This is a genomic window from Nocardioides luteus, assembly GCF_015752315.1.
Lineage (GTDB): Bacteria > Actinomycetota > Actinomycetes > Propionibacteriales > Nocardioidaceae > Nocardioides.
Map to the genome: position 1 here is coordinate 2,342,061 of NZ_JADOVJ010000001.1, position 21,186 is coordinate 2,363,246.

The following is a 21,186-nucleotide window of genomic DNA, read 5'->3' on the forward strand; positions in this document are numbered from 1 at the left end:
TGCACGTGGCCGGTAGCCTTGCAGGCATGAGCGTACGACGGGTGATGGGCACGGAGGTCGAATACGGAATTTCCGTGGCCGGACAGCCCCAGGCCAACCCGATGGTGGCCTCGAGCCAGGTCGTCAATGCGTACGCATCCTCGACCCTGAGGGCGAGGAGAGCGCGCTGGGACTTCGAGGAGGAGTCACCGCTGCGCGACGCGCGCGGCTTCGACATGTCACGGCAGGTGGCCGATCCCAGCCAGCTCACCGACGAGGATCTCGGGCTGGCCAACGTCATCCTCACCAACGGCGCCCGGCTCTACGTCGACCACGCCCACCCGGAGTTCTCCTGCCCCGAGGTGACCAACCCGCTCGACGCGGTGCGCTGGGACAAGGCCGGCGAGCAGGTCATGCTCGACGCCTCCCGCGCGGCCGCGCGGCTGCCGGGCAACCCGCAGATCCACCTCTACAAGAACAACACCGACAACAAGGGCGTCTCCTACGGCGCGCACGAGAACTACCTCATGCGCCGGAGCACCGCCTTCGCCGACATCGTCAAGCACCTGACCCCGTTCTTCGTCTCCCGGCAGGTCTTCGCCGGTGCCGGCCGGGTCGGGATCGGCCAGGAGCGCCCCAAGCACGGCTTCCAGATCTCCCAGCGCGCCGACTTCTTCGAGGTCGAGGTCGGCCTGGAGACGACGCTGAAGCGGCCGATCATCAACACCCGTGACGAGCCCCACGCCGACCCGGAGAAGTACCGCCGCCTCCACGTCATCCTCGGCGACGCCAACCTGGCCGAGGTCTCGACCTACCTCAAGGTCGGGAGTACGTCGCTGGTGCTCGCCATGATCGAGGACGGCTACATCACCCGCGATCTCAGCGTCGACGGCCCGGTCTCGGCCCTGCGCGCGGTCTCCCACGACCCCACGCTGAAGACCCTGATCACGCTCAAGGACGGTCGCAAGCTGACCGGTGTCCAGCTGCAGATGGAGTATCTGGACCTGGCCAAGAAGTTCGTCCAGGAGCGCTACGGCTCCGACGCGGACCACCAGACCAAGGACGTCCTGGAGCGCTGGGAGTCGGTGCTCGACCGGCTCGAGCGCGACCCGATGGAGTGCGCCAACGAGCTCGACTGGGTGGCGAAATACAAGCTGCTGCTCGGCTACCGCGACCGTGACGGCCTGGAGTGGGACGACCCCAAGCTCCACCTCATCGACCTGCAGTACGCCGACATCCGCCCGGAGAAGGGGCTCTACCACCGTCTCGTCCGGGCCGGCCGGATCGAGCGTCTGCTGACCGACGACCTGGTCGAGAAGGCGATGCACGACCCGCCCACCGACACCCGCGCCTACTTCCGCGGTCGCTGCCTGGAGAAGTACTCCGAGAACGTCGCCGCGGCCAGCTGGGACTCGGTCATCTTCGACCTGCCCGGGCGCGAGTCGCTGCAGCGGGTGCCGACGATCGACCCCTTGCGGGGGACCAAGAAGCACGTGGGCGGGCTCCTCGACTCCTCGGACACCGCGGTCGACCTGTTCAACCGGCTGACCGGTTCCTGATCCGTAGATCACGACCGTGCCACATCTCGGTCCAACGTCCGACTTCTGCTTCCTCCCGTAGCGAAATCGGGCATTGTTTCCTCAGGTTTGTCGGTGCTAGTGGATAGGTTGAAGACATGGCACAGGAGCAGAAGCAGCCGAAGAAGTCCTCCGAGACGGAGGAGTCCGTCGAGACCGCGCCCGAGACCGATGTGAACGAGCGCAAGGAAGCGCTCGACTCCGATGTCGACGACATCCTGGACGAGATCGACGACGTCCTGGAGACCAACGCCGAGGACTTCGTGAAGTCCTTCATCCAGAAGGGCGGGCAGTAGCAGATGTCGGAGTCCCGCATCCCGGCGGCCTACATGACGCCGGGTACCTCGTCCTTTGCCGATTTCCTGACCGCCCAGTCGCCAGAGCTGCTCCCGGGGCACAACCCGGTCTCGGGCAACCTGGGCGACATCGCCCCGCACGGCACCACGATCGTCGCGGCCACCTTCCCCGGTGGCGTGATCATCGCCGGTGACCGGCGCGCGACCCAGGGCAACCTGATCGCCGAGCGCGACATGCGCAAGGTGTTCCCGGCCGACGAATACTCCGCGGTCGGCATCGCCGGCTCGGCGGGCCTCGCGGTCGAGCTGGTCAAGCTCTTCCAGACCGAGCTGGAGCACTACGAGAAGATCGAGGGCACCACGCTCTCCATCGAGGGCAAGGCCAGCCGCCTCTCCGCGCTCGTGCGCGGCAACCTTGCGATGGCCATGCAGGGCCTGGTCGTGGTGCCGCTCTTCGTCGGGTTCGACCCCGACGCGGGCGTGGGCAAGATCTACGGCTACGACCCGACCGGCGGCCGCTACGAGCAGACCGGATACGCCGGTGTCGGCTCGGGCTCGCTGTTCGCCAAGGGCGCGCTCAAGAAGCTCTACCGGACCGACCTCGACGAGGACACCCTGGTCGCGGTCCTGGTCCAGGCGCTCTACGACGCGGCCGACGACGACTCGGCCACCGGTGGCCCCGACCTGTCCCGCAAGCTGTTCCCGCTGGTGCACGTGATCACGGCCGACGGCGGGCGCACCCTGCCCGACGCCGATGTCGCGGCCGTCGCGGAGTCTGTCATCGCCGGGAGGCTCCAGCGGCCCGACGGTCCCATCGCCGAGCTGGAGGGTCGCCCATGAGCACTCCGTTCTATGTGAGTCCCGAGCAGCTGATGCGCGACCGCGCGGACTTCGCGCGCAAGGGCATCTCCCGGGGCCGCGCCCTGGTCTCGCTGCAGTACGCGGACGGCATCGTGTTCGCCTCCGAGAACCCCTCGGCGGCGCTGCACAAGGTCAGCGAGATCTACGACCGGATCGCCTTCGCCGCGGTCGGGCGCTACAACGAGTTCGAGAACCTCCGCATCGCCGGGGTTCGGCTGGCCGACATGCGCGGCTACGCCTACGACCGGCGCGACGTCACCGGTCGTGGCCTGGCCAACGCCTACGCCCAGACCCTCGGCACCATCTTCTCCTCGGGCGGGGAGAAGCCCTACGAGGTCGAGCTGTTCGTCGGCGAGATCGGGGACACCGCGGAGGCCGACCAGCTCTACCGGCTGACCTACGACGGCCAGGTCGTCGACGAGCACGGCTTCGCCGCCATCGGCGGTGCGGCCGAGGCGGTCGGCGGCTACCTCAAGGAGCGCTACACCGAGGGCGCCACCCTCGAGGACGCCATCAAGCTGGCCGTGGCGGCGCTCGGCCACACCGACACCGACGACCGCGAGATCGCCGCCAAGGACCTCGAGGTCGCGGTCCTCGACCGCACGCGCACGCAGCCGCGCAAGTTCCGCAGGATCCGGCCGGCGACGCTGGTCGAGATCCTCGGCTCCGCGACCGCGACCCCGCAGGTCGAGGAGGCGAAGCCCGCCGCGGTCGAGGCGCCTGCCGAGAAGCCCGCGGAGAAGCCCGTCGACCAGGCGCCGCTGGCGCCGCCGGCCGACGACGACGGCGAGCCGCCGATCGCTCCGCCGCTCGACTGACACGAGGAGCCGGGGAGTCTCGGGCGCGATCAGATGCGCCCGAGACTCCCCGGCTTCGTGTTCTACCCGATCTGTCCGAGACCGGCGATCGCGACCAGGATCAGCGCGACCCCGGCGACCGCCGGCCCGGCAAGACGCTCGCCGAGGACCGCTGCGGCGGCGATCGCGGCGGCGACAGGCTCCATCAGGCTGGCCACGGTGGCCGCGCTGCTGCGGGTGGTGCGCAGCCCGGCATAGAGCAGCCCGTACGCCAGCGCCATCGTCGCGACACCGAGATAGACCAGCCAGGCCCACACCGTCACCGAGGAGGAGCCGAGCGTCCCGCCGCCGAGCAGTGCCAGCGGTGCCAGGACCAGGGCACCGACGCAGGTTGCGCCGGTGGTCACCAGCAGCGGGCTGCGCTGCTGAGCGAGCGGACGTCCGACCGCAGTGGTGAGCGCGTAGGCGGATCCGGACGCGATCGCGAGCAGCACCCCGGTCATCGGCCGCTCGCCGCCGGCCCCGCTGCCGGCGTAGGCCGAGGCGAGGACCAGTCCGGTCAGCGCGGTCGCCAGCACCACGAGCTGTCGGCGGGTGGGCCGCTGTCGTGCCGCGATGGCCTCACCGGCCAGCAGGATCGCGGGGGCGATTCCGAGGCTGACCACGGTGGACACGGTCACGCCGACGGCGACCACGGAGCCGAAGTAGAGAGCCTGGTACAGGCCCGTGGCGGCACCGACGATCACGGTGCGGAGGTCGAGACGAAGGTCGCGCAGGCGGCCGACGAGGGCAAGGACGGCGAGCAGCACGGCCGCTGCGATCAGCATCCGGTAGGCGCTCACCGTAAGCACCGACATCGGCGTGATCGAACGGACGATCTGAAGGACGAGGCCGCCGGTGCCCCACAGGACCCCGGCGAGGCAGATCTGGACGAGCCCGAGACGGGCCCCGAAATGGGTGCAGAGAGTGGACATCGAAGAGGTGCTCCAGGTTCGACAGGACGAAGAGGGCAGCGTCTGGAGCACGCCGAGGAGAGCCGATCCACGCTCGCAGCGTCAGATCGGCGAGGCCGCTCCGGTCAGACGACCGGCGGCGGAAGCAGGCCGAGGTGCTTCGAGGTCATGGCGGGAAGTGTGTCACACGCCGCGGCGCCCAGGCTCGGCCTTTTCTGCGGCCGTCTTTTGGGGGTGACCTCCCGGGTCAGCCGATCCGATCCGAGAGCGAGACGACGATGCCCTCCGGCCCACGCACGTACGCCATCCGCACCACGTTCTCGTAGACGCCGACGCCCCCGACGAGGCCGTAGCCGTCGGCAGCCACCCGTTCGAGGACCGCGTCCAGGTCGTCGACCTCGAAGCAGACGTTGCGCAGGCCCAGCTCGTTGGCCATCGCCTCGGGTGAGCCGGGCACGTGGTCGGGACGTACGAACCGGGCGAGCTCGAGCGCCGTCCCGCCGCCCGGCGGCCGCAGCATGACCACCTCGCAGCGGGCGCCGGGGATCCCGCAGACGGTGTCGATGAACTCGCCTTCGACGAAGGTGCGCCCCTCGATCTCCAGGCCCAGCGCGACGAAGAAGTCCGTGGCCCTCTCGATGTCGGCGACGGTGACGCCGATGTGGTCGAACCGCAACAGGTGTGTCATGACTGCCATCCTCGTACTCTGCTCGACGTTGTGACGGACGCCTCCGGCAGCGGAACGGAGCCCGCGTGCCGGTGAGCGGCGCGGCTCGCCGTGTCGTACCTGCGAACGCCTCCGCGGTGACCGCCGACCGTCTAGGGTTTCAGTATGGACAGGCGCATCTTCGGCATCGAGAACGAGTACGGCGTGACCTGCACGTTCCGCGGCCAGCGGCGGCTGAGCCCGGACGAGGTGGCCCGCTACCTCTTCCGCAAGGTGGTGAGCTGGGGCCGCAGCTCGAACGTGTTCCTCCGCAACGGCGCGAGGCTCTACCTCGACGTCGGCTCCCACCCCGAGTACGCCACGCCCGAGTGTGACGACGTGATCTCGACCGTCACCCACGACAAGGCGGGGGAGCGGATCCTGGAGGGGCTGCTCCTCGACGCCGAGCAGCGGCTGCACGACGAGGGCATCGCCGGGGACATCTACCTGTTCAAGAACAACACCGACTCCGCGGGCAACTCCTACGGCTGCCACGAGAACTACATGGTCAGCCGCGCGGGGGAGTTCTCGAAGCTCGCCGACGTGCTCATCCCGTTCCTGGTGACCCGCCAGCTGATCGTCGGCGCCGGCAAGGTCACCCACACCCCGCGGGGTGCCGGGTTCGCCGTCTCCCAGCGTGCCGAGCACATCTGGGAGGGCGTCTCGTCCGCGACGACGAGGTCCCGGCCGATCATCAACACCCGCGACGAGCCGCACGCGGACGCCGAGAAGTACCGCCGGCTCCACGTCATCGTCGGCGACTCGAACATGTCCGAGACCACCACGATGCTCAAGATCGCCAGCTGCCACCTGGTGCTGCGGATGATCGAGGAGGGCGTCGTCATGCGCGACATGACGATGGAGAACCCGATCCGGGCCATCCGCGAGATCGCCCACGACCTCACCGGCCGCCGCAAGGTGCGGCTGGCCAACGGCCGCGAGGCCAGCGCCCTGGACATCCAGAACGAATACCTGAGCAAGGCGCGGGAGTTCGTGGACCGCCGCGAGATCACCGACCCGACCATGATCGCGGCCCTCGACCTGTGGGAGCGCGGGCTGAAGGCGATCGAGTCCGACGACCTCTCCCTGGTCGACCGCGAGATCGACTGGGTGATCAAGTGGAAGCTGATCGAGCGCTACCGCGCCAAGCACGGCCTCCCGCTGGGCCATGCGCGGGTCGCGCAGCTCGACCTCGCCTACCACGACATCCACCGCAACCGCGGCCTCTACTACCTGCTGGAGAAGAAGGGCGCGGTCAAGCGGGCCACCACCGACCTGAAGATCTTCGAGGCCAAGTCGGTGCCCCCTCAGACCACCCGCGCCCGGCTCCGTGGCGAGTTCATCAAGAAGGCCCAGGAGCGCCGCCGCGACTTCACCGTGGACTGGGTCCACCTCAAGCTCAACGACCAGGCCCAGCGCACCGTGCTGTGCAAGGACCCGCTGAGGGCGTACGACGAGCGCGTCCAGCGGCTCATCGACGGCATGTGAGGCGTTGCCCCGGGGTGGCTTCGCCACGGGGCAACCACCGTACGGATATGGTGTGCTCCGCTGTCGTCCGTTCCTTTCACGTCATGAAGGTTTGCACTGTGTCCACTGCTCCTCGGCCTCGCCTGCGCCATGCGCTGGGCGCGCTGACTGTGTTCCTGCTTCTCCCGGCTCTGGTCGCCTGTGGCGAGAAGGTGACGGGCTACGGCGACGAGACCGTCTCCGGCTTCGACGGGGCCACGGTCTCGGCCGACGTCAAGAAGGCACCGACGCTGAAGTGGAAGTCGGCGATCTCCTACCCGAAGGACCCCAAGGTCAAGACGCTGACCGAGGGCGACGGCGAGGCGATCCCGAAGGACCGCGGCGTGTTCGCCAAGATCTACATCGGCAACGCCACCACCCTGGACAAGGAGTGGGCCTACGAGAGCCAGGCCGCCGAGGGTGAGGAGCTCCCGGCGGACAAGCCGTGGAGCACGATCCTGAAGGGCGCCAAGGTCGGCGACCGGATCGAGGCGATCGTGGGCTCGGCCGACCTGCTCGGTGAGGGCGGCAACCCGCAGATGGGCATCGGCAACCACGACACGCTGCTGGTCGTCGTCGACGTGGTCAAGGCCGCCGCCGACAAGACGCCGCACGACGTGGCCGCCACCGAGCTGCCCAAGGTCGTCGAGAAGAACGGCAAGCCGACCGGGTTCGACTTCACCGGCATCGCCAAGCCGAAGGCCGACGACGTGCTCAAGCGGGTCATCGTCACCGAGGGCGACGGCGAGGAGATCACCACCGACCAGACGGTCACGGCCAACTACCTCGGCATGACCTACGGCGCCAAGAAGCCCTTCGACGAGAGCTTCAGCAAGGAGGCCGTGCCGTTCGCCCTCAACCAGGTGGTCGCGGGCTGGACCAACGGCCTGGAGGGCGTCAAGGTCGGCAGCCGTGTTCTGCTGCAGATCCCGCCGGAGCTGGGCTACGGTTCACAGGAGAAGCCGGGCCAGGGCGGCACGCCGGGGATCCCGGCCAACAGCACGCTCTACTTCGTCATCGACGTCGTCAAGGCCGAAGCCACGCCGGCGCCGCAGTAGAAAGTCTCTAGGGGGAGAAGCACACCGTGGCGGCGGGTAAGACCGAGCGGTTGATGAACCTGCTCATCATGCTGCTCGTGCAGCGTGACAACGTGTCGAAGGAGCGGATCCGCGAGGTCCTCTACCCGTCGTCGCACGGTGAGGCGTTCGAGAAGATGTTCGAGCGCGACAAGGAGGAGCTGCGCAGCCTCGGTGTGCCGATCGAGACCGGGGTGATCGACTCCTTCTTCGAGGACGAGATCGGCTACCGGATCAGCCCCGAGCAGTTCGCGCTCCCGCCGATCACCCTCGAGGCCGACGAGCTCGCCGTGGTGGCCCTGGCCACCAGGGTGTGGGAGAACGCCTCGATGGCGGAGGCGACCACGGAGGCCGTACGCAAGCTCAACGCCGCCGGGCTCGAGACCGACGTCTCGGCGCTGGAGATCGTGCAGCCGCGGCTGGCCGCGGAGGAGGGCTCCTTCGACGTCTTCGTGGCCGCGACCCAGGACCGGCAGATCGTCGAGTTCGACTACCGGGGATCCCGCGCGGCCGAGCCTTCCCACCGGCGGCTGCAACCGTGGGGCGTGGTGCGCTACTCGGGCCGTTGGTACGCCGTGGGCCACGACGTCGACCGCGACGACACCCGCATCTTCCGGCTCTCCCGCGTCCTGGGGGAGGCCCGGGCGGTCGGCGAGTTCGATGCCTTCGAGGTGCCGGCCGAGGTGGACGTACGCGATATCGCACGAACCCTGGCACCGGCCCCGCCCACGGGCAAGGCCGTCCTGCTGCTGCGGCAGGGAAGCGGCTACACCCTCCGGCGGGCCGCCGACTCCGTCGAGCCCGGGGTGGCCGGCCCCGACGGCAGCGACGGCTGGGACCGGGTGGTGCTGACCCGGGTGCCCGCCGACCTCGTCGGCGCGGTGCTGGGCCACGGCCCCGACGCCTACGTCGAGGAGCCGGAGGAGCTGCGCCGCGAGGTCGCGACCCGGCTCGAGCGGCTGGTCGCACGCCTGGACGGAGCCACCCGATGAGCGCGCACACCGGTGCCAAGGGGCAGGTCGGGCGGCTGCTGACGCTGGTGCCCTACCTCTACTCCCAGGCCGACGACGTACGCCTCGACAAGGCTGCCGCCGACCTCGGTGTCGAGGAGAAGCAGCTGGTCAAGGACCTGCAGGTGCTCTTCATGTGCGGCCTGCCGGGTGGCTACCCCGACGACCTGATCGACGTCGACATCGACGCGTTGACCGAGCCCGACGGCGACCGGGTCATCCGGATCTCCAACGCCGACTACCTCGACCGCCAGCTGCGGCTCACCCCGATCGAGGCGACCGCCGTGATCGTCGCGCTGCGCGCGCTGCGGGGCGGGGCGGTGAGTGCGGAGACCAAGGAGGTCGTCGACCGTACGCTGGCCAAGCTCGAGCAGGCCGCCGCCGAGGGCGCCGCGGGGAGCGTGGACCCCGGCGAGGAGCCGATCGACACCTCGCTCGTCCAGATCCATGCCGCGATCGCGACCGCGATCGACCAGGGCCGCCAGGTCCGCATCGACTACTGGGTCCCCGCGCGGGACGAGGAGTCGTCTCGCGTCGTCGACCCGCGTGCGCTGGTCTCCATCCATGACGTCGAGTATCTCGACGCCTGGTGCCACCGGGCGGAGGCGCCGCGCAGCTTCCGGCTCGACCGGATCCGGGGCGCCGAGGTGCTCGACACGCCCATCGCGGTGTCTCCGGAGGCCGAAGAAGGTGCGGATCTCGACCGCGAGGGCGTGTCGTTGCTGCGTACGGATTCCGGCACCGTCGTCCGGGTGCGGCTGGCGCCCGAGGCGCGCTGGGTCGGCGAATACTACGCGGTGATCGACCCGATGGAGCTGCCCGGCGGCGGGCTCGAGGTGGGGCTGCGGGTCTACGACCAGCGCTGGCTGACCCGGCTGCTGCTACGACTTGCTCCCTATGCTGAAATCGTCGAGGCCGAGGACAGTCGGCAGACACAGCCACGCACAGAGTTCACTGAATCGTTTGCCGCGACTGCACGGCAGGCCCTCGGCCTGTACCGTTCGGACGCGTAGACTTCAAGCGTTCCCCCTAAGACGTAGATGAGGTAGTTCATGTTCACTCCATTGATCGGTATGCCGCAGGGAGCCGAGTGGCTCATCATCCTGGCGATCGTGATCCTCGTCTTCGGTGCTGCCAAGCTTCCCGAGCTCGCCCGCGGCACCGGTCAGGCGCTGCGTATCTTCAAGACCGAGACCAAGGGTCTTCGCGACGAGGACGAGAAGGAGAAGGGCGAGAAGGTCGAGAAGCCGGCCGAGCTGACCGCCTCCGAGAAGGAGCGCATCGCCGAGCTCGAGCGTCGTGAGGCCGAGATCAAGGCCGAGCGCGAGCGCCTCTCCGGCAACTGAGGCCGACATTGTCCATCGCCGGTGTTGTCGCGGTTCTCCGCGGCACCCCCAAGCACGCCATCGGCGACGACGGCCGGATGGCGCTCTCCGATCACCTGCGTGAGCTCCGTGCGCGGGTGATCAAGGCATCGCTGGCCCTGGTCGTCGGGTTCATCGTGTCGCTGTTCTTCTTCGAGCAGCTCTTCGACCTGGTCATGGAGCCCTACCTCAAGGCCGTCAAGATGATGGACCAGGAGGGCGGCGCCGCCTCGCTGAGCTCCGTCAACGGCGCTGCGGGCGGCTTCATGCTCTACCTGAAGCTGTGCGGCCTGGCCGCGCTGATCGGCACCGCGCCGATCTGGCTCTACCAGATCTGGGCCTTCCTGATGCCGGGTCTGCACGCGCACGAGAAGCGGATGTCCCGGATCTTCGTGGCCGTCGCCGGTCCGCTCTTCCTGGTCGGCGTCGTCCTGGGCTACGTGACCCTGCCCAAGGGCCTGGAGATCCTGTTCGCCTTCGTCCCCGACGGCCTGACCAACATCGTCGAGTTCAGCGAATACCTCAGCTTCCTGAGCCGTACGCTCCTGGTCTTCGGTATCGCCTTCGAGATCCCGGTCTTCTGCATCCTGCTCAACCGGATCGGGGTCCTGCCCGGCGCCGCGCTCGGGAAGTACCGCGCCTGGATCATCGTCGGCTCCTTCGTCTTCGCCGCGGTGGCGACGCCGTCGGGCGACCCGTTCACGATGAGCATCATGGCCATCCCGATGGTCCTGCTCTTCGGGATCTCCGAGGTCATCACCCGGTCCCACGACAAGCGCAAGGCCGCCAAGCGTCAGGACATGCTCGGAGATCCTGACGTCCCGTCGGTGATCTGACCACTAGTCTTCACCCGTGACGCGCCAGATCGCTCTGCTCGCCAACCCCACCGCCGGTCGCGGCAACGCCGACCAGATCCTCGACGCGGTCACCGCCCGCCTCGCGGCCTCGGGTGCCGAGGTGGAGCACCTCATCAGTGACGACGCCGACCACGCCCTCGAGCTGGCGCGCAAGGCGGCTGCCGACGGGGTCGACACGGTCGTGACCCTCGGCGGCGACGGGATGGTCCACGTCGCGGTCCAGGCGCTGGCCGGCACCGAGGTGAGCCTCGGCGTCGTCCCGCTCGGCACCGGTAACGACTTCGCCCGGGCGCTCGGGATCCCGACCGGCGATCCGCTGGCCGCGGCCGACGTGGTCGTACGCGACGACCCCCGCCGCATCGACCTCGGCCGCAGCGTGGACTCCTGGTTCGCGACCGTCCTCGCGGCCGGCTTCGACGCGGCGGTCAACGAGCGGGCCAACGCGATGCGGTGGCCGCACGGCGACCTGCGCTACACGCTCGCCGCCCTCTCGGTGATCCGCAGCTGGACGCCGGTGCCCTACCGGCTCGAGATCGACGGTGTGGTGCGCGAGCAGGAGGCGATGCTGCTGGCGATCGCCAACACGGAGTCCTACGGCGGTGGCCTGCGGATCGCGGCGGGGTGCGACCCGGCCGACGGCCTGCTGGACGCCATCCTCATCAAGCCGGTCTCACGGCTGGAGTTCCTGCGCGTCTTCCCGGGCGTACGTCAGGCCAAGCACCTCACCCACCCGGCCTTCGAGCGCATCCGGGCCCGTCGGATCACCGCCTCTGCGCCGGGCGTGATCGCCTACAGCGACGGGGAACGGCTCGGGCCGCTGCCGCTCGAGGTCGAGTGCGTGCCGTCCGCTCTCGGCGTACTGGTGCCGCCGCGCGACTGAGCCCTGCGGCTCGCTGTCGGTGGCGCTCGATAGGCTCGGCACCATGGACGCCTCGCCAGCGGAGAAGTACGCCGCTTTCAAGCGTGACAAGGACTACCCCGTCTTCCGGGACTTTGCCGCGCTCTACGATTTCGGGCTCGATGAATTCCAGATCCAGGCGTGCAAGGAGATCGAGGACGGCAAAGGCGTCCTGGTCGCCGCGCCCACCGGTTCGGGCAAGACGATCGTCGGCGAGTTCGCCATCCACCTCGCGCTCGCCACGGGCCGCAAGGCGTTCTACACCACGCCGATCAAGGCGCTCTCCAACCAGAAGTACAACGACCTGGTCAAGCGCTACGGCCCCGACCAGGTCGGCCTGCTGACCGGCGACAACGTGGTCAACGGCGAGGCGCCGGTCGTGGTGATGACCACCGAGGTGCTGCGCAACATGCTCTACGCGGGGTCGCACACCCTGATGGGGCTCGGGTTCGTGGTCATGGACGAGGTCCACTACCTCGCCGACCGCTCCCGCGGCGCGGTCTGGGAGGAGGTCATCATCCACCTTCCCGAGTCGGTCGCCGTGGTGTCCCTGTCGGCGACTGTGTCCAACGCCGAGGAGTTCGGCGAGTGGCTCACCACGGTGCGTGGTGAGACGACCACGATCATCGAGGAGAAGCGGCCGGTGCCGCTCTACCAGCACGTGATGGCCGGGCGCCGGATCATGGACCTGTTCGCCTCCTCCGACGTCGACGCGGCCGCCGGGTTTGTCAAGGAGGGCGCCCCGGTCAACGGCGAGCTGATGAAGCTGGCCCGCGACGACTGGGCGGCCGGACGGATGACGGACCGGCGTACGCCCAAGGACCGGCGCAAGGGCAACGGCAACCGTCGCGTCGGCAACGGGCGACGCGTCTGGATCCCGTCGCGCGTCGAGGTGATCAACGCCCTGCAGCGCGACAATCTGCTGCCCGCGATCAACTTCGTCTTCTCCCGGGTCGGTTGCGATGCCGCGGTCCAGCAGTGCATCCAGGCCAACCTGCGGCTGACCACGCCGGACGAGCGTGACGAGATCTTCGCCTACGTCGAGGAGGCCTGCGCCGACCTGCCCGACGAGGACCGGCACGTGCTCGGCTACCACGACTGGGTCGACGGGCTCACCCGTGGCGTCGCGGCCCACCACGCCGGCCTCCTGCCGGCGTTCAAGCAGGTCGTCGAGGAGCTGTTCCTGCGCGGCCTGGTGAAGGCCGTCTTCGCCACCGAGACGCTCGCACTCGGCATCAACATGCCCGCCCGCACGGTGGTCATCGAGAAGCTGTCGAAGTGGAACGGCGAGGCCCACGTCAACCTCTCACCGGGGGAGTACACCCAGCTCGTCGGCCGCGCCGGCCGCCGCGGCCTCGACGTCGAGGGCCACGGGGTCGTGCTCTGGCAGCAGGGGCTCAACCCCCGCGAGCTCGCCGGCCTCGCCTCCACACGTACGTATCCGCTGCGGTCCAGCTTCCGGCCCTCCTACAACATGGCGGTCAACCTGGTGCACCAGTTCGGCCGGGCGCGCTCGCGCGAGCTGCTGGAGCAGTCGTTCGCGCAGTTCCAGGCCGACAAGGCGGTCGTCGGGCTGGCCCGCCAGGTACGCAAGGCCGAGGACGCCCTCGAGGGCTACCAGGAGGCCGCGACCTGCGACCGCGGCGACTTCATGGAGTACGCCGCGATCCGCCGCAAGATCTCCGACATCGAGAAGTCCTCCTCCCGCGAGCGTCGCGCCGACCGCCGCGAGGAGATCATCGAGTCGCTCTCCAAGCTGAAGATCGGTGACGTGATCGACGTGCCGACGGGCAAGTTCGCCGGCTACGCCGTGATCGTCGACCCGGGCTTCGACCCCGACGGCCCGCGCCCCTACGTCGTCACCCAGGACCGGCAGGCCCGGCGGCTGGCGATGATGGACTTCAACGTCCCGATCGCCGCCCAGACCCGGCTGCGGGTGCCGAAGTCGTTCAACGGCCGCAACCCGCAGATGCGTCGCGACATGGCCTCCCGGCTGCGGGAGAAGACCCGCGACCTGCGTCCGGTGCCCTACGAGGCCTCACCGACCGCCCGCAAGGAGCGCAAGAGCTCGGTGGAGACCCAGATCTCCGAGCTGCGCCGCGAGCTGAAGATGCATCCGTGCCACGACTGCCCCGACCGCGAGGACCACGCCCGCTGGGCCGAGCGCTGGTTCAAGCTCTCGCGCGACACCGACACGCTGCGGCGCCGGGTGGAGGCGCGCACCAACACGGTCGCGCGCACCTTCGACCGGGTCTGCGACGTGCTCGGCGCGCTCGACTACCTCGAGGGCGAGACGGTCACCGAGCGTGGCACCCACCTGATGCGGCTCTACTCCGAGATGGACCTGGTCGCCGCCGAGGCGCTCCGCGAGGGCCTGTGGGACGACCTGACCCCCTCCGAGCTCGCGGCCGCCCTCTCGGTGCTGGTCTACGAGGCCCGTCGCGCCGACGACGCCACCCCGCCTCGCCTCCCCGGCGGCCGGGTCAAGGACGTCATCGCCGAGACCGTGCGCCTGTGGGGACACCTCGACGCCCTCGAGCGCGACCACAAGCTCGACTTCCTCCGCCAGCCCGACCTCGGCTTCGCCTGGGCCGCCTACCGCTGGGCCGAGGGCGACGAGCTCGACGACGTCCTCAGCGAGGTCGAGCTCGCCGCCGGCGATTTCGTCCGCTGGGTCAAGCAGCTCATCGACCTCTGCGGCCAGGTGGCCGACGCCGCCGGGGACGTTCCGCTGCGGCGTACGGCGCGACAGACCATGGATCTGCTCAAGCGGGGCGTCGTCGCCTATTCCTCTGTGGTGGAGTAGCAGTCGACAACCGTGGCCCAGCCGTTCATGACCCACAGGAGACCGCTGTGGGAGAGGGTCGTGGCAACCTCTCTCGGCGTACCGGGTGGGGTCAGTATTTGGTTCCTCTTGTCGGATCTGGTGATCGTTTCAGTTCCGTTGGTACTGATCCTCGGGGTAGCGCTGGTTCGCAATTGGCAGGTGCGCCTCGTCGCCGACGACGAAGGAATCCTCGTCGTGAACTGGATCAGGACGCATCACGTTTCGTGGAACGGCCTGGCTAAGGTGTGGAGCGACGACAGCGGACTCTGGTTACGAGCCGACGATGGACGAGTGATCGACGTTGGCGTGCTTTCGACTGTTGAAGGCAGCCTGGACTTCGTCCAGGAGCGGCAACGGCGTGAATCGCGAAGCGCCGCTCGGAGACTGAACGAGATCCTGCGCAGGAAGCAACGGGCTCGTCGGAAGGCCTGACCTCGTAGTGGCCCCTGCGGAAAGCGCAATTCGCTGCGCCTAGCAAGCGCCAGAGGCGCAGCACTCCTCAGGGCGGCCGCGGGCAATAGCGCTCAGTTCGTCCGACGCAGGCGAAGTCAAATACCATGCTCTTGTGGATGTCTCTCCCTACGATGCCTTGCTGTTCGTCTCTTTCGGGGGGCCGGAGAAGACCGAGGACGTGGTGCCGTTCCTGGAGAACGTGACCCGGGGGCGGGGGATCCCGCGGGAGCGGCTGGTCGAGGTCGGGCAGCACTACTTCGACCGCGGCGGGAAGTCGCCGATCAACGACCAGAACCGTGCCTTCCTGGCGGCGCTGCGCAGCGACCTGGCCGAGCACGGGATCGACCTGCCGGTCTACTGGGGCAACCGCAACTGGGACCCCTACCTGAGCGACACGGTGGCGCAGATGCGGGCCGACGGGATCAAGCGGGCCGCGGTCTTCGCGACGAGCGCCTACTCGTCCTACTCCTCCTGCCGGCAGTACCGCGAGAACCTCTTCGAGGCGTGCGACACGACCGGTGGTGTGGAGAGCGCGCCGGTGCTGGACAAGCTGCGGCGCTACTACAACCACCCGGGTTTCGTGGCGCCGGTCGTCGACGGTGTGATCGCCTCGATCGAGGACCTTCCCGAGGCGGAGCGCGACGGTGCCCGGATCCTGTTCGTGACCCACTCGATCCCGACCTCGATGAACGACAACGCCGGCCCCGAGGGCAACGCGTACGTCGCCCAGCACCTCGACGTCGCCGGCGTGATCGCCGAGCAGGTGGCCCAGCGGCGCGGGGTCACCCACGAGTGGGACCTCGTCTACTGCAGCCGCTCCGGCGCCCCGCACATCCCGTGGCTCGAGCCCGACGTGAACGACCACCTCGAGGAGCTCGCGAGCAAGGCCCCGGAAGACGGGGGGAGCAGCGCCGTGGTGATGTGCCCGGTCGGCTTCGTCTCCGACCACATGGAGGTCGTCTACGACCTCGACACCGAGGCTCTGGCGACCGCCGAGAAGCTCGGCATCCATGCCCGTCGCAGCCCGACCGCGGGGGAGGACCCGCGCTTCGTGGCCGCCGTACGCGACCTGCTCCTCGAGCGCGCCGCTGCGGAGCGCGGAGAGGCCCCTGAGCGGCTCACCGTCGGCGACCTGGGGGCCGGCCCCGACCGCTGCCCGGTGGGCTGCTGCTTCAACCAGCGCTCGCAGCTGCCGACCCTGTCCGGCGAGGACTCGCCCCAGTACTCCGGGTGATCACCCGCGGCATAGGGTCGGCTCCATGACAGATCATTCCGCCCCGAAGGCCGGAGACCTCCTCGCGCTCGCCGTGGCGACCGCCCGCGCGGCCGCCGACCTCGTCCGCGAGCGGGCTGCCGGCGTGGTCGAGGTGGCGGCCACCAAGTCCACCGCGACCGACGTCGTCACCGAGGCCGACCGCGACACCGAGGCCCTGATCCGGCGGCTGATCTCCCAGGAGCGTCCCGAGGACGGCTTCTTCGGTGAGGAGGGCGCCAGCGAAGGGCAGAGCACGGCCGGCACCAGCGGCGTGCGCTGGATCGTGGACCCGATCGACGGCACGGTCAACTTCCTCTACGGCCTGCCCCGCTACGCCGTCTCGATCGCCGCGGAGTACGCCGGCGAGGTCGTCGCCGGAGCCGTCGTGGACGTGTCCGCAGGAACCCTCTACGCCGCCTTCCGGCAGCCCGACGGCTCGGTGGCCGGGGTCAGGAACGGCGAGCCGGTCGAGGTGCGCCCGCCGGCCGAGCTCGGCCAGCGTCTGATCGCCACCGGCTTCTCCTACGACGCCGGTCTTCGCCGGATCCAGGCCGAGGCGCTGGTGCGGTTCCTGCCGGTCGTACGTGACGTTCGTCGCATCGGCTCGGCGGCCCTGGACATCTGCGGGGTGGCCGAGGGAACCCTCGACGGCTATCTCGAGGAGGGCCTGCATCTGTGGGACCACGCGGCGGCCTGTCTGGTGGCCGAGGCGGCCGGGGCGCGATGGGAGGCGACGACCGGCGTAGGAGGCCGGCGATTCGTCGTCGTCGCGCCGGCTCACGGCTACGATGAACTGCGGAAAGCGGCTGTTCAGGCCGGTTTTCTGCCAGTTGACTCGCTCCCGGGTGTCGTACCCGACTGAAAGCCGCTGGTTGATGTAGATCTATGACCGGCCGGTGGCCGGGAAGGTCCCGGAACCCCGTCGGCCACGGCCGCGTTCACCCACCCGAAACTCGTTGATCATCTATCCCCGTGATAGGGAATACCGCCAGATGACAGAACGTTCCGGCGACGCGGTTCCGATTGAGTGTGCGAAATGCACGTGAATAGTGCACAATCACGGGCCGTGCCGCTGCCCTCGGGGGCGCGCGGGGGGACTGAAGATGAGTGAGAAGGGGAGTGGCGCAGATGGCGACGGACTACGACGCACCGCGTAAAAATGAAGAGGACCAGTCCGAGGAGAGCATCGAAGAGCTCAAGGCTCGTCGTCATGACAAGAACTCGGGCAAGGTCGACGAGGACGAGGCCGAGGCGGCCGAGTCGTTCGAGCTCCCGGGAGCCGACCTCAGCCATGAGGAGCTCGCGGTTGAGGTCAAGCCGAAGCAGGAGGACGAGTTCACCTGTATGAGCTGCTTCCTGGTCCACCACCGCAGCCAGCTGGCTGACGAGAAGAAGATGATTTGCTTTGACTGCGCGTAGCGCAGTCAAAAACGCCGAGTCGGCGCGTTTGTATAGCTTGCGCTAGCAAGCGCTTTGTACAAACGCGCCGCCTCGGCGAAAGCCCGGTGTAAGCCGGAACGAGAAGTAGAAGGCCGCACGGAATCCCGTGCGGCCTTCCTGCTATCTCAGGACGCGTCCTTCTCCAGCTGCTTCGGCAACCGACCGACCGACCTCACGTAGTAGTTGGCCGCGCGGCGCTGGGCGAACATCCGCGCGAGCGCGACGGTGGCGCCGGTGGCAGCCGACCAGAGCACGGCCTCCACGAGGCGTACGTCGGGGTCGGCTGGGTTGGCCGGTGGAGTGCGTCCGGTGGACGCCTTCCAGCCGGAGGAGAGGACCTTGTTGGTGACCTTGGCGGCCCCGATTCCGCTGACGAGGGCCATGATCGCCCAGACCTTGTCGCCCTTGTCAGCTTTGTTGGACTTGGACATGTCTCGAGCCTAGGCCATCGGCTCGAGGATGGGTCTCAGAGACTCGCTCGGAGCGCGTTGACCGTCTTCGCGAGCGCCACCGGGTGGCGGGTGAAGAGCAGCCAGTAGGGCGTCGGGTCGGCCGGGTCCTCGATGGTGACCCGAACGGCGCGCTTGAGATAGGGGCGCAGGAGCAGGTAGGCCCTCGCGTCGGCGTCGCGGCCCGCCAAATGGTGGGAGTCGATCTCGTCGAGCGCGACCGCCTCGCCGAGGAAGCGCGCCTCGATGCGGGCGGGCCCGGCGCGCAGGACCCCGTCGGCGATCGTGATCCTGGCGTTGCCGTAGACGATCATGGCCAGCGCGAACAGGCCGACGATCGCGGCCGTGATGCCCCAGGCGAGGGCGGCCGGAACCCACAGGATGACCGCGATCCACAGGGTCGCCAGGAACATGACGCCCTGGACCCACCACCTCAGCGGCACGGTCAGTCGCTCGTCGTACGCCGGGGTGCTCACGAATCGTGAGTTTTTCACGCCGGTCAAGGGAGTCACGAATCGGGTGAGCCCTGGAGCATCTAAGGTGCGGGTTGTGTCTGATCTCGAAGTAGCCCTGGTGCGTCTCGACGCGGAGCTGCCGCCACCTGCGTACGCCCATCCGGGAGATGCCGGAGCCGACCTGCGCACGACCGTGGACGTGACCCTCAAACCGGGGGAGCGCGCCCTGGTGCCGACCGGGATCGCGATGGCGCTGCCCGCGGGCTACGTGGGCCTGGTGCACCCGCGCTCCGGGCTGGCCGCCAAGCACGGGCTCTCGATCGTCAACGCCCCCGGCACCGTCGACGCGGGCTACCGCGGCGAGGTGAAGGTGGCGCTGATCAACCTCGACCCTGTCGAGCCCATCGAGCTGCGCCGTGGCGACCGGGTCGCCCAGCTGGTGATCCAGCGCGTCGAGCAGGCACGTTTCGTCGAGGTCTCCGAGTTGCCCGACTCCGTCCGTGGGGATGGGGGATACGGTTCTACAGGGGGTTTCTCCAACCGCTGAGCGATCAGTGTTAGATAAGTCTCCTCAGAGATCCACCGCAACCTGAAAGCAGATGGTCGTGAAGTTCCGTCGCAAGTCCACGCCCTCCCACCGGGGAGAGCCGTCTGCATCGGTCGGCGAGCGGCCCGTGGCCGACGAGCGGCCGGTGCCGGCCGCTCCCGAGGTCGGCCCGTTCGACATCGACTCGGCCCCGGACGGGCTGATCACCGGTGATTGGGTGGACCTCGGCTCGATGATGCTCGCCCCCGCCCCGGGCAAGGAGCTGCGCCTCCAGGTGGACGAGAAGTCCGGCCAGATCGCGGCCGTGATGCTGACCGCGGACGACGGCGCCATGGAGCTGCGTGCCTTCGCCGCGCCCCGCAACGGCGACCTGTGGACCGAGTCGCTGCCGATGCTGCGCGAGGACGTCCAGCAGCGTGGCGGCGCGACCGCCGACCTGCAGGGCCCGTGGGGCACCGAGCTGATCACCCAGATGAAGGTGAAGCTGCCCGACGGCCAGCCGGCCGTCCAGCAGACCCGCATCATCGGCGTCAACGGCCCGCGCTGGATGCTCCGCGCGACCATGCTCGGCCGCCCGGCGATGGAGCCGACCGCCGGCAAGGAGTGGGAGCGGCTCCTCGAGCACGTCGTCGTGCGCCGTGGTGCCGAGGCCAGGCCGAAGGGCGAGGCGCTCGAGGTCAAGCTGCCGCCCAACGCGCGCCGCGTCGAGAAGTGAGCCGGTAGTGGCCAAGGGGCGCCTGCGCGCGAAGCTCAGCGAGTGGGCCAACACGGCCTCGATCGACGCGAGCGAGATCCGAGCGGCGTACGTCGCCAAGGATGTCGCCTCCATCGCCGACGCGCCGGACCGTGAGCCGGTGCGCCTGCGGGGAACGTTGCGTACGATCACGCTGCGGCCTCGCGGAGGCGTCCCGGCGCTGGAGGCCGAGCTGTTCGACGGCTCCGGCACCCTGACGCTCATCTGGCTGGGCCGCCGGCGCATCGCCGGCATCAACCCGGGCCGGTCGCTGCAGGTGCAGGGCCGCATCGGCCGTACCGATGGCCAGCGCATCATGTTCAATCCACGCTACGAGCTGATTCCGGACCCCAACGAGTGAGCCAACCACACGTGAGCCCCACCTCAGAGACCCCCGCCGGCGACGGCTCTGCCGAGGACCGTGCCGGCGAGCACCACGACCACAACCATCCGACGGTCGACACCGTCGAGGCGGTCGTACGCCGCCAGATGTCCGCCGGGCTGGGCGGTGTGCGCGGGATGCTCGAGGCCGGCGTGCCCGGGCTCGTCTTCACGATCGCCTGGCTGGTGGTCAAGGACCTCAAGGTCGCGCTGATCGCCTCGGCGGCGACCGCGGCCGTGTTCCTGCTGGTGCGACTGGTGCAGCGCTCGAGCCTGCAGTACGTCGGCAACGCCATCTTCGGCATCCTGATCGGCTTCGCCGTGGTGCGGCTGGCCCAGTCGATGGGCGGATCGGCCGAGGAGCAGGCGCTCGCCTACTTCCTGCCCGGCATCCTGATCAGCCTCGGCTACACGGTCGTCGTGGGTGGCCTGTGCCTGATCGGCTGGCCGATCTTCGGCTTCTTCATCGGTGTCGCCAGCGGCGACCCGCTCGAGTGGCACCAGGACAAGCAGATCGTGAAGCTCTGCTCGCGGCTGACCTGGCTCTTCCTGGCTCCCGGTGCGATCGGTGCGGCCATCCAGGGTCCGATCTGGTTCCTCGCCTGGAGCGGCGCCATCGACCGCGACTGGGCGATCCTCGCCCTCGGCATCCTCCGCACCGGTCTCGGCTGGGCGCTGCGGATCGCCTGCTACGGCACCATGATCTGGCTCCTCGCCCGCAACCACACCCCGGTCCAGGGCCGCCCCCAGGACGCCTGAGCCGGAT

The 21,186-nt window shown here is 69.1% G+C and carries 24 protein-coding genes; 20 read left to right on the forward strand and 4 right to left on the reverse strand.

All coding sequences use genetic code 11. The annotated features are described in order from the left end of the window. Positions 1 to 26: 26 nt before the first annotated feature. From dop to prcA, 4 genes are all read left to right on the forward strand, one after another. Positions 27 to 1,538 (forward strand): depupylase/deamidase Dop, encoded by a 1,512-nt coding sequence (gene dop / locus HD557_RS11250; protein ID WP_196873945.1) that lies wholly within the window; start codon positions 27 to 29, stop codon positions 1,536 to 1,538. Between the two features lie 116 nt (positions 1,539 to 1,654). Continuing rightward, complete coding sequence (locus tag HD557_RS11255) at positions 1,655 to 1,852, forward strand: ubiquitin-like protein Pup (RefSeq protein WP_008356645.1); 198 nt, start codon at positions 1,655 to 1,657, stop codon at positions 1,850 to 1,852. Between the two features lie 3 nt (positions 1,853 to 1,855). Continuing rightward, complete coding sequence (gene prcB / locus HD557_RS11260; RefSeq protein ID WP_196873946.1) at positions 1,856 to 2,692, forward strand: proteasome subunit beta; 837 nt, start codon at positions 1,856 to 1,858, stop codon at positions 2,690 to 2,692. After that, positions 2,689 to 3,531 (forward strand): proteasome subunit alpha, encoded by an 843-nt coding sequence (gene prcA, locus HD557_RS11265; RefSeq protein ID WP_008356640.1) that lies wholly within the window; start codon positions 2,689 to 2,691, stop codon positions 3,529 to 3,531. The genes prcB and prcA overlap by 4 nt, the downstream gene beginning before the upstream one ends. A gap of 62 nt (positions 3,532 to 3,593) precedes the next feature. Here prcA and HD557_RS11270 read toward each other — a convergent pair whose 3' ends face one another. Both HD557_RS11270 and HD557_RS11275 read right to left on the reverse strand, forming a co-directional pair. Further along, positions 3,594 to 4,484 (reverse strand): DMT family transporter, encoded by an 891-nt coding sequence (locus HD557_RS11270; protein ID WP_196873947.1) that lies wholly within the window; start codon positions 4,482 to 4,484, stop codon positions 3,594 to 3,596. A gap of 226 nt (positions 4,485 to 4,710) precedes the next feature. Continuing rightward, positions 4,711 to 5,151, reverse strand: a complete 441-nt coding sequence (locus tag HD557_RS11275) for a VOC family protein (protein WP_196873948.1) — start codon at positions 5,149 to 5,151, stop codon at positions 4,711 to 4,713. Positions 5,152 to 5,295: 144 nt separating this feature from the next. Here HD557_RS11275 and pafA point away from each other — a divergent pair, with 144 nt between their 5' ends. From pafA to HD557_RS11335, 12 genes are all read left to right on the forward strand, one after another. Then, complete coding sequence (gene pafA / locus HD557_RS11280) at positions 5,296 to 6,657, forward strand: Pup--protein ligase (protein ID WP_008356635.1); 1,362 nt, start codon at positions 5,296 to 5,298, stop codon at positions 6,655 to 6,657. Between the two features lie 98 nt (positions 6,658 to 6,755). Next, positions 6,756 to 7,733, forward strand: a complete 978-nt coding sequence (locus HD557_RS28970) for an FKBP-type peptidyl-prolyl cis-trans isomerase (protein WP_196873949.1) — start codon at positions 6,756 to 6,758, stop codon at positions 7,731 to 7,733. Positions 7,734 to 7,759: 26 nt separating this feature from the next. Beyond that, positions 7,760 to 8,743: a helix-turn-helix transcriptional regulator gene (locus tag HD557_RS11290; RefSeq protein WP_196873950.1), complete on the forward strand. Its 984-nt coding sequence runs from the start codon at positions 7,760 to 7,762 to the stop codon at positions 8,741 to 8,743. After that, positions 8,740 to 9,774, forward strand: coding sequence for a helix-turn-helix transcriptional regulator (locus tag HD557_RS11295; RefSeq protein ID WP_196873951.1), 1,035 nt, complete (start codon positions 8,740 to 8,742; stop codon positions 9,772 to 9,774). The genes HD557_RS11290 and HD557_RS11295 overlap by 4 nt, the downstream gene beginning before the upstream one ends. Positions 9,775 to 9,813: 39 nt before the next feature. Beyond that, complete coding sequence (gene tatA, locus HD557_RS11300; protein ID WP_008356628.1) at positions 9,814 to 10,107, forward strand: twin-arginine translocase TatA/TatE family subunit; 294 nt, start codon at positions 9,814 to 9,816, stop codon at positions 10,105 to 10,107. Positions 10,108 to 10,115: 8 nt separating this feature from the next. Further along, the gene (tatC, locus tag HD557_RS11305; RefSeq protein ID WP_196873952.1) at positions 10,116 to 10,961 is read left to right on the forward strand and encodes a twin-arginine translocase subunit TatC; all 846 of its coding nucleotides are present in this window, start codon (positions 10,116 to 10,118) and stop codon (positions 10,959 to 10,961) included. A 16-nt stretch (positions 10,962 to 10,977) separates the two neighbouring features. Next, on the forward strand, positions 10,978 to 11,862 hold the full coding sequence (locus HD557_RS11310; RefSeq protein ID WP_196873953.1) for a diacylglycerol/lipid kinase family protein: 885 nt from the start codon (positions 10,978 to 10,980) through the stop codon (positions 11,860 to 11,862). 43 nt (positions 11,863 to 11,905) lie between these two features. Continuing rightward, positions 11,906 to 14,686, forward strand: a complete 2,781-nt coding sequence (locus HD557_RS11315; protein WP_196873954.1) for a DEAD/DEAH box helicase — start codon at positions 11,906 to 11,908, stop codon at positions 14,684 to 14,686. Between the two features lie 60 nt (positions 14,687 to 14,746). Next, on the forward strand, positions 14,747 to 15,139 hold the full coding sequence (locus HD557_RS11320) for a PH domain-containing protein (protein WP_196873955.1): 393 nt from the start codon (positions 14,747 to 14,749) through the stop codon (positions 15,137 to 15,139). A 133-nt stretch (positions 15,140 to 15,272) separates the two neighbouring features. Next, positions 15,273 to 16,394: a ferrochelatase gene (locus HD557_RS11325; RefSeq protein ID WP_196873956.1), complete on the forward strand. Its 1,122-nt coding sequence runs from the start codon at positions 15,273 to 15,275 to the stop codon at positions 16,392 to 16,394. A gap of 25 nt (positions 16,395 to 16,419) precedes the next feature. Next, complete coding sequence (locus HD557_RS11330) at positions 16,420 to 17,277, forward strand: inositol monophosphatase family protein (RefSeq protein WP_196873957.1); 858 nt, start codon at positions 16,420 to 16,422, stop codon at positions 17,275 to 17,277. 266 nt (positions 17,278 to 17,543) lie between these two features. Beyond that, positions 17,544 to 17,834: a DUF4193 domain-containing protein gene (locus tag HD557_RS11335; protein WP_040755057.1), complete on the forward strand. Its 291-nt coding sequence runs from the start codon at positions 17,544 to 17,546 to the stop codon at positions 17,832 to 17,834. Between the two features lie 146 nt (positions 17,835 to 17,980). Here HD557_RS11335 and HD557_RS11340 read toward each other — a convergent pair whose 3' ends face one another. Then, the gene (locus HD557_RS11340) at positions 17,981 to 18,286 is read right to left on the reverse strand and encodes a DUF4235 domain-containing protein (protein WP_196873958.1); all 306 of its coding nucleotides are present in this window, start codon (positions 18,284 to 18,286) and stop codon (positions 17,981 to 17,983) included. A gap of 35 nt (positions 18,287 to 18,321) precedes the next feature. After that, positions 18,322 to 18,798: a DUF3093 domain-containing protein gene (locus HD557_RS11345; RefSeq protein ID WP_307785595.1), complete on the reverse strand. Its 477-nt coding sequence runs from the start codon at positions 18,796 to 18,798 to the stop codon at positions 18,322 to 18,324. Between the two features lie 55 nt (positions 18,799 to 18,853). On the opposite strand from HD557_RS11345, the gene dut reads away from it, so the two are divergent. From dut to HD557_RS11365, 4 genes are read left to right on the forward strand one after another with little or no spacing between them, the layout of a single operon-like run. Continuing rightward, a complete protein-coding gene (gene dut, locus HD557_RS11350; RefSeq protein ID WP_196873959.1) occupies positions 18,854 to 19,306 on the forward strand; it encodes a dUTP diphosphatase in 453 nt (150 codons plus the stop codon). Between the two features lie 52 nt (positions 19,307 to 19,358). Next, the gene (locus tag HD557_RS11355; RefSeq protein ID WP_008356607.1) at positions 19,359 to 20,021 is read left to right on the forward strand and encodes a DUF3710 domain-containing protein; all 663 of its coding nucleotides are present in this window, start codon (positions 19,359 to 19,361) and stop codon (positions 20,019 to 20,021) included. 7 nt (positions 20,022 to 20,028) lie between these two features. Continuing rightward, positions 20,029 to 20,400, forward strand: coding sequence for an OB-fold nucleic acid binding domain-containing protein (locus tag HD557_RS11360; RefSeq protein ID WP_008356605.1), 372 nt, complete (start codon positions 20,029 to 20,031; stop codon positions 20,398 to 20,400). An 11-nt stretch (positions 20,401 to 20,411) separates the two neighbouring features. Then, positions 20,412 to 21,179: a DUF3159 domain-containing protein gene (locus tag HD557_RS11365; protein ID WP_196873960.1), complete on the forward strand. Its 768-nt coding sequence runs from the start codon at positions 20,412 to 20,414 to the stop codon at positions 21,177 to 21,179. Positions 21,180 to 21,186 lie beyond the last annotated feature (7 nt).

Bases quoted from the DNA above. Each gene is read 5' to 3' on its own strand.
- dop (WP_196873945.1), top strand. From the start codon at position 27: ATGAGCGTACGACGGGTGATGGGCACGGAGGTCGAATACGGAATTTCC.
- HD557_RS11255 (WP_008356645.1), top strand. From the start codon at position 1,655: ATGGCACAGGAGCAGAAGCAGCCGAAGAAGTCCTCCGAGACGGAGGAG.
- prcB (WP_196873946.1), top strand. From the start codon at position 1,856: ATGTCGGAGTCCCGCATCCCGGCGGCCTACATGACGCCGGGTACCTCG.
- prcA (WP_008356640.1), top strand. From the start codon at position 2,689: ATGAGCACTCCGTTCTATGTGAGTCCCGAGCAGCTGATGCGCGACCGC.
- HD557_RS11270 (WP_196873947.1), bottom strand. From the start codon at position 4,484: ATGTCCACTCTCTGCACCCATTTCGGGGCCCGTCTCGGGCTCGTCCAG.
- HD557_RS11275 (WP_196873948.1), bottom strand. From the start codon at position 5,151: ATGACACACCTGTTGCGGTTCGACCACATCGGCGTCACCGTCGCCGAC.
- pafA (WP_008356635.1), top strand. From the start codon at position 5,296: ATGGACAGGCGCATCTTCGGCATCGAGAACGAGTACGGCGTGACCTGC.
- HD557_RS11295 (WP_196873951.1), top strand. From the start codon at position 8,740: ATGAGCGCGCACACCGGTGCCAAGGGGCAGGTCGGGCGGCTGCTGACG.
- tatA (WP_008356628.1), top strand. From the start codon at position 9,814: ATGTTCACTCCATTGATCGGTATGCCGCAGGGAGCCGAGTGGCTCATC.
- HD557_RS11315 (WP_196873954.1), top strand. From the start codon at position 11,906: ATGGACGCCTCGCCAGCGGAGAAGTACGCCGCTTTCAAGCGTGACAAG.
- HD557_RS11330 (WP_196873957.1), top strand. From the start codon at position 16,420: ATGACAGATCATTCCGCCCCGAAGGCCGGAGACCTCCTCGCGCTCGCC.
- HD557_RS11335 (WP_040755057.1), top strand. From the start codon at position 17,544: ATGGCGACGGACTACGACGCACCGCGTAAAAATGAAGAGGACCAGTCC.
- HD557_RS11340 (WP_196873958.1), bottom strand. From the start codon at position 18,286: ATGTCCAAGTCCAACAAAGCTGACAAGGGCGACAAGGTCTGGGCGATC.
- HD557_RS11355 (WP_008356607.1), top strand. From the start codon at position 19,359: ATGGTCGTGAAGTTCCGTCGCAAGTCCACGCCCTCCCACCGGGGAGAG.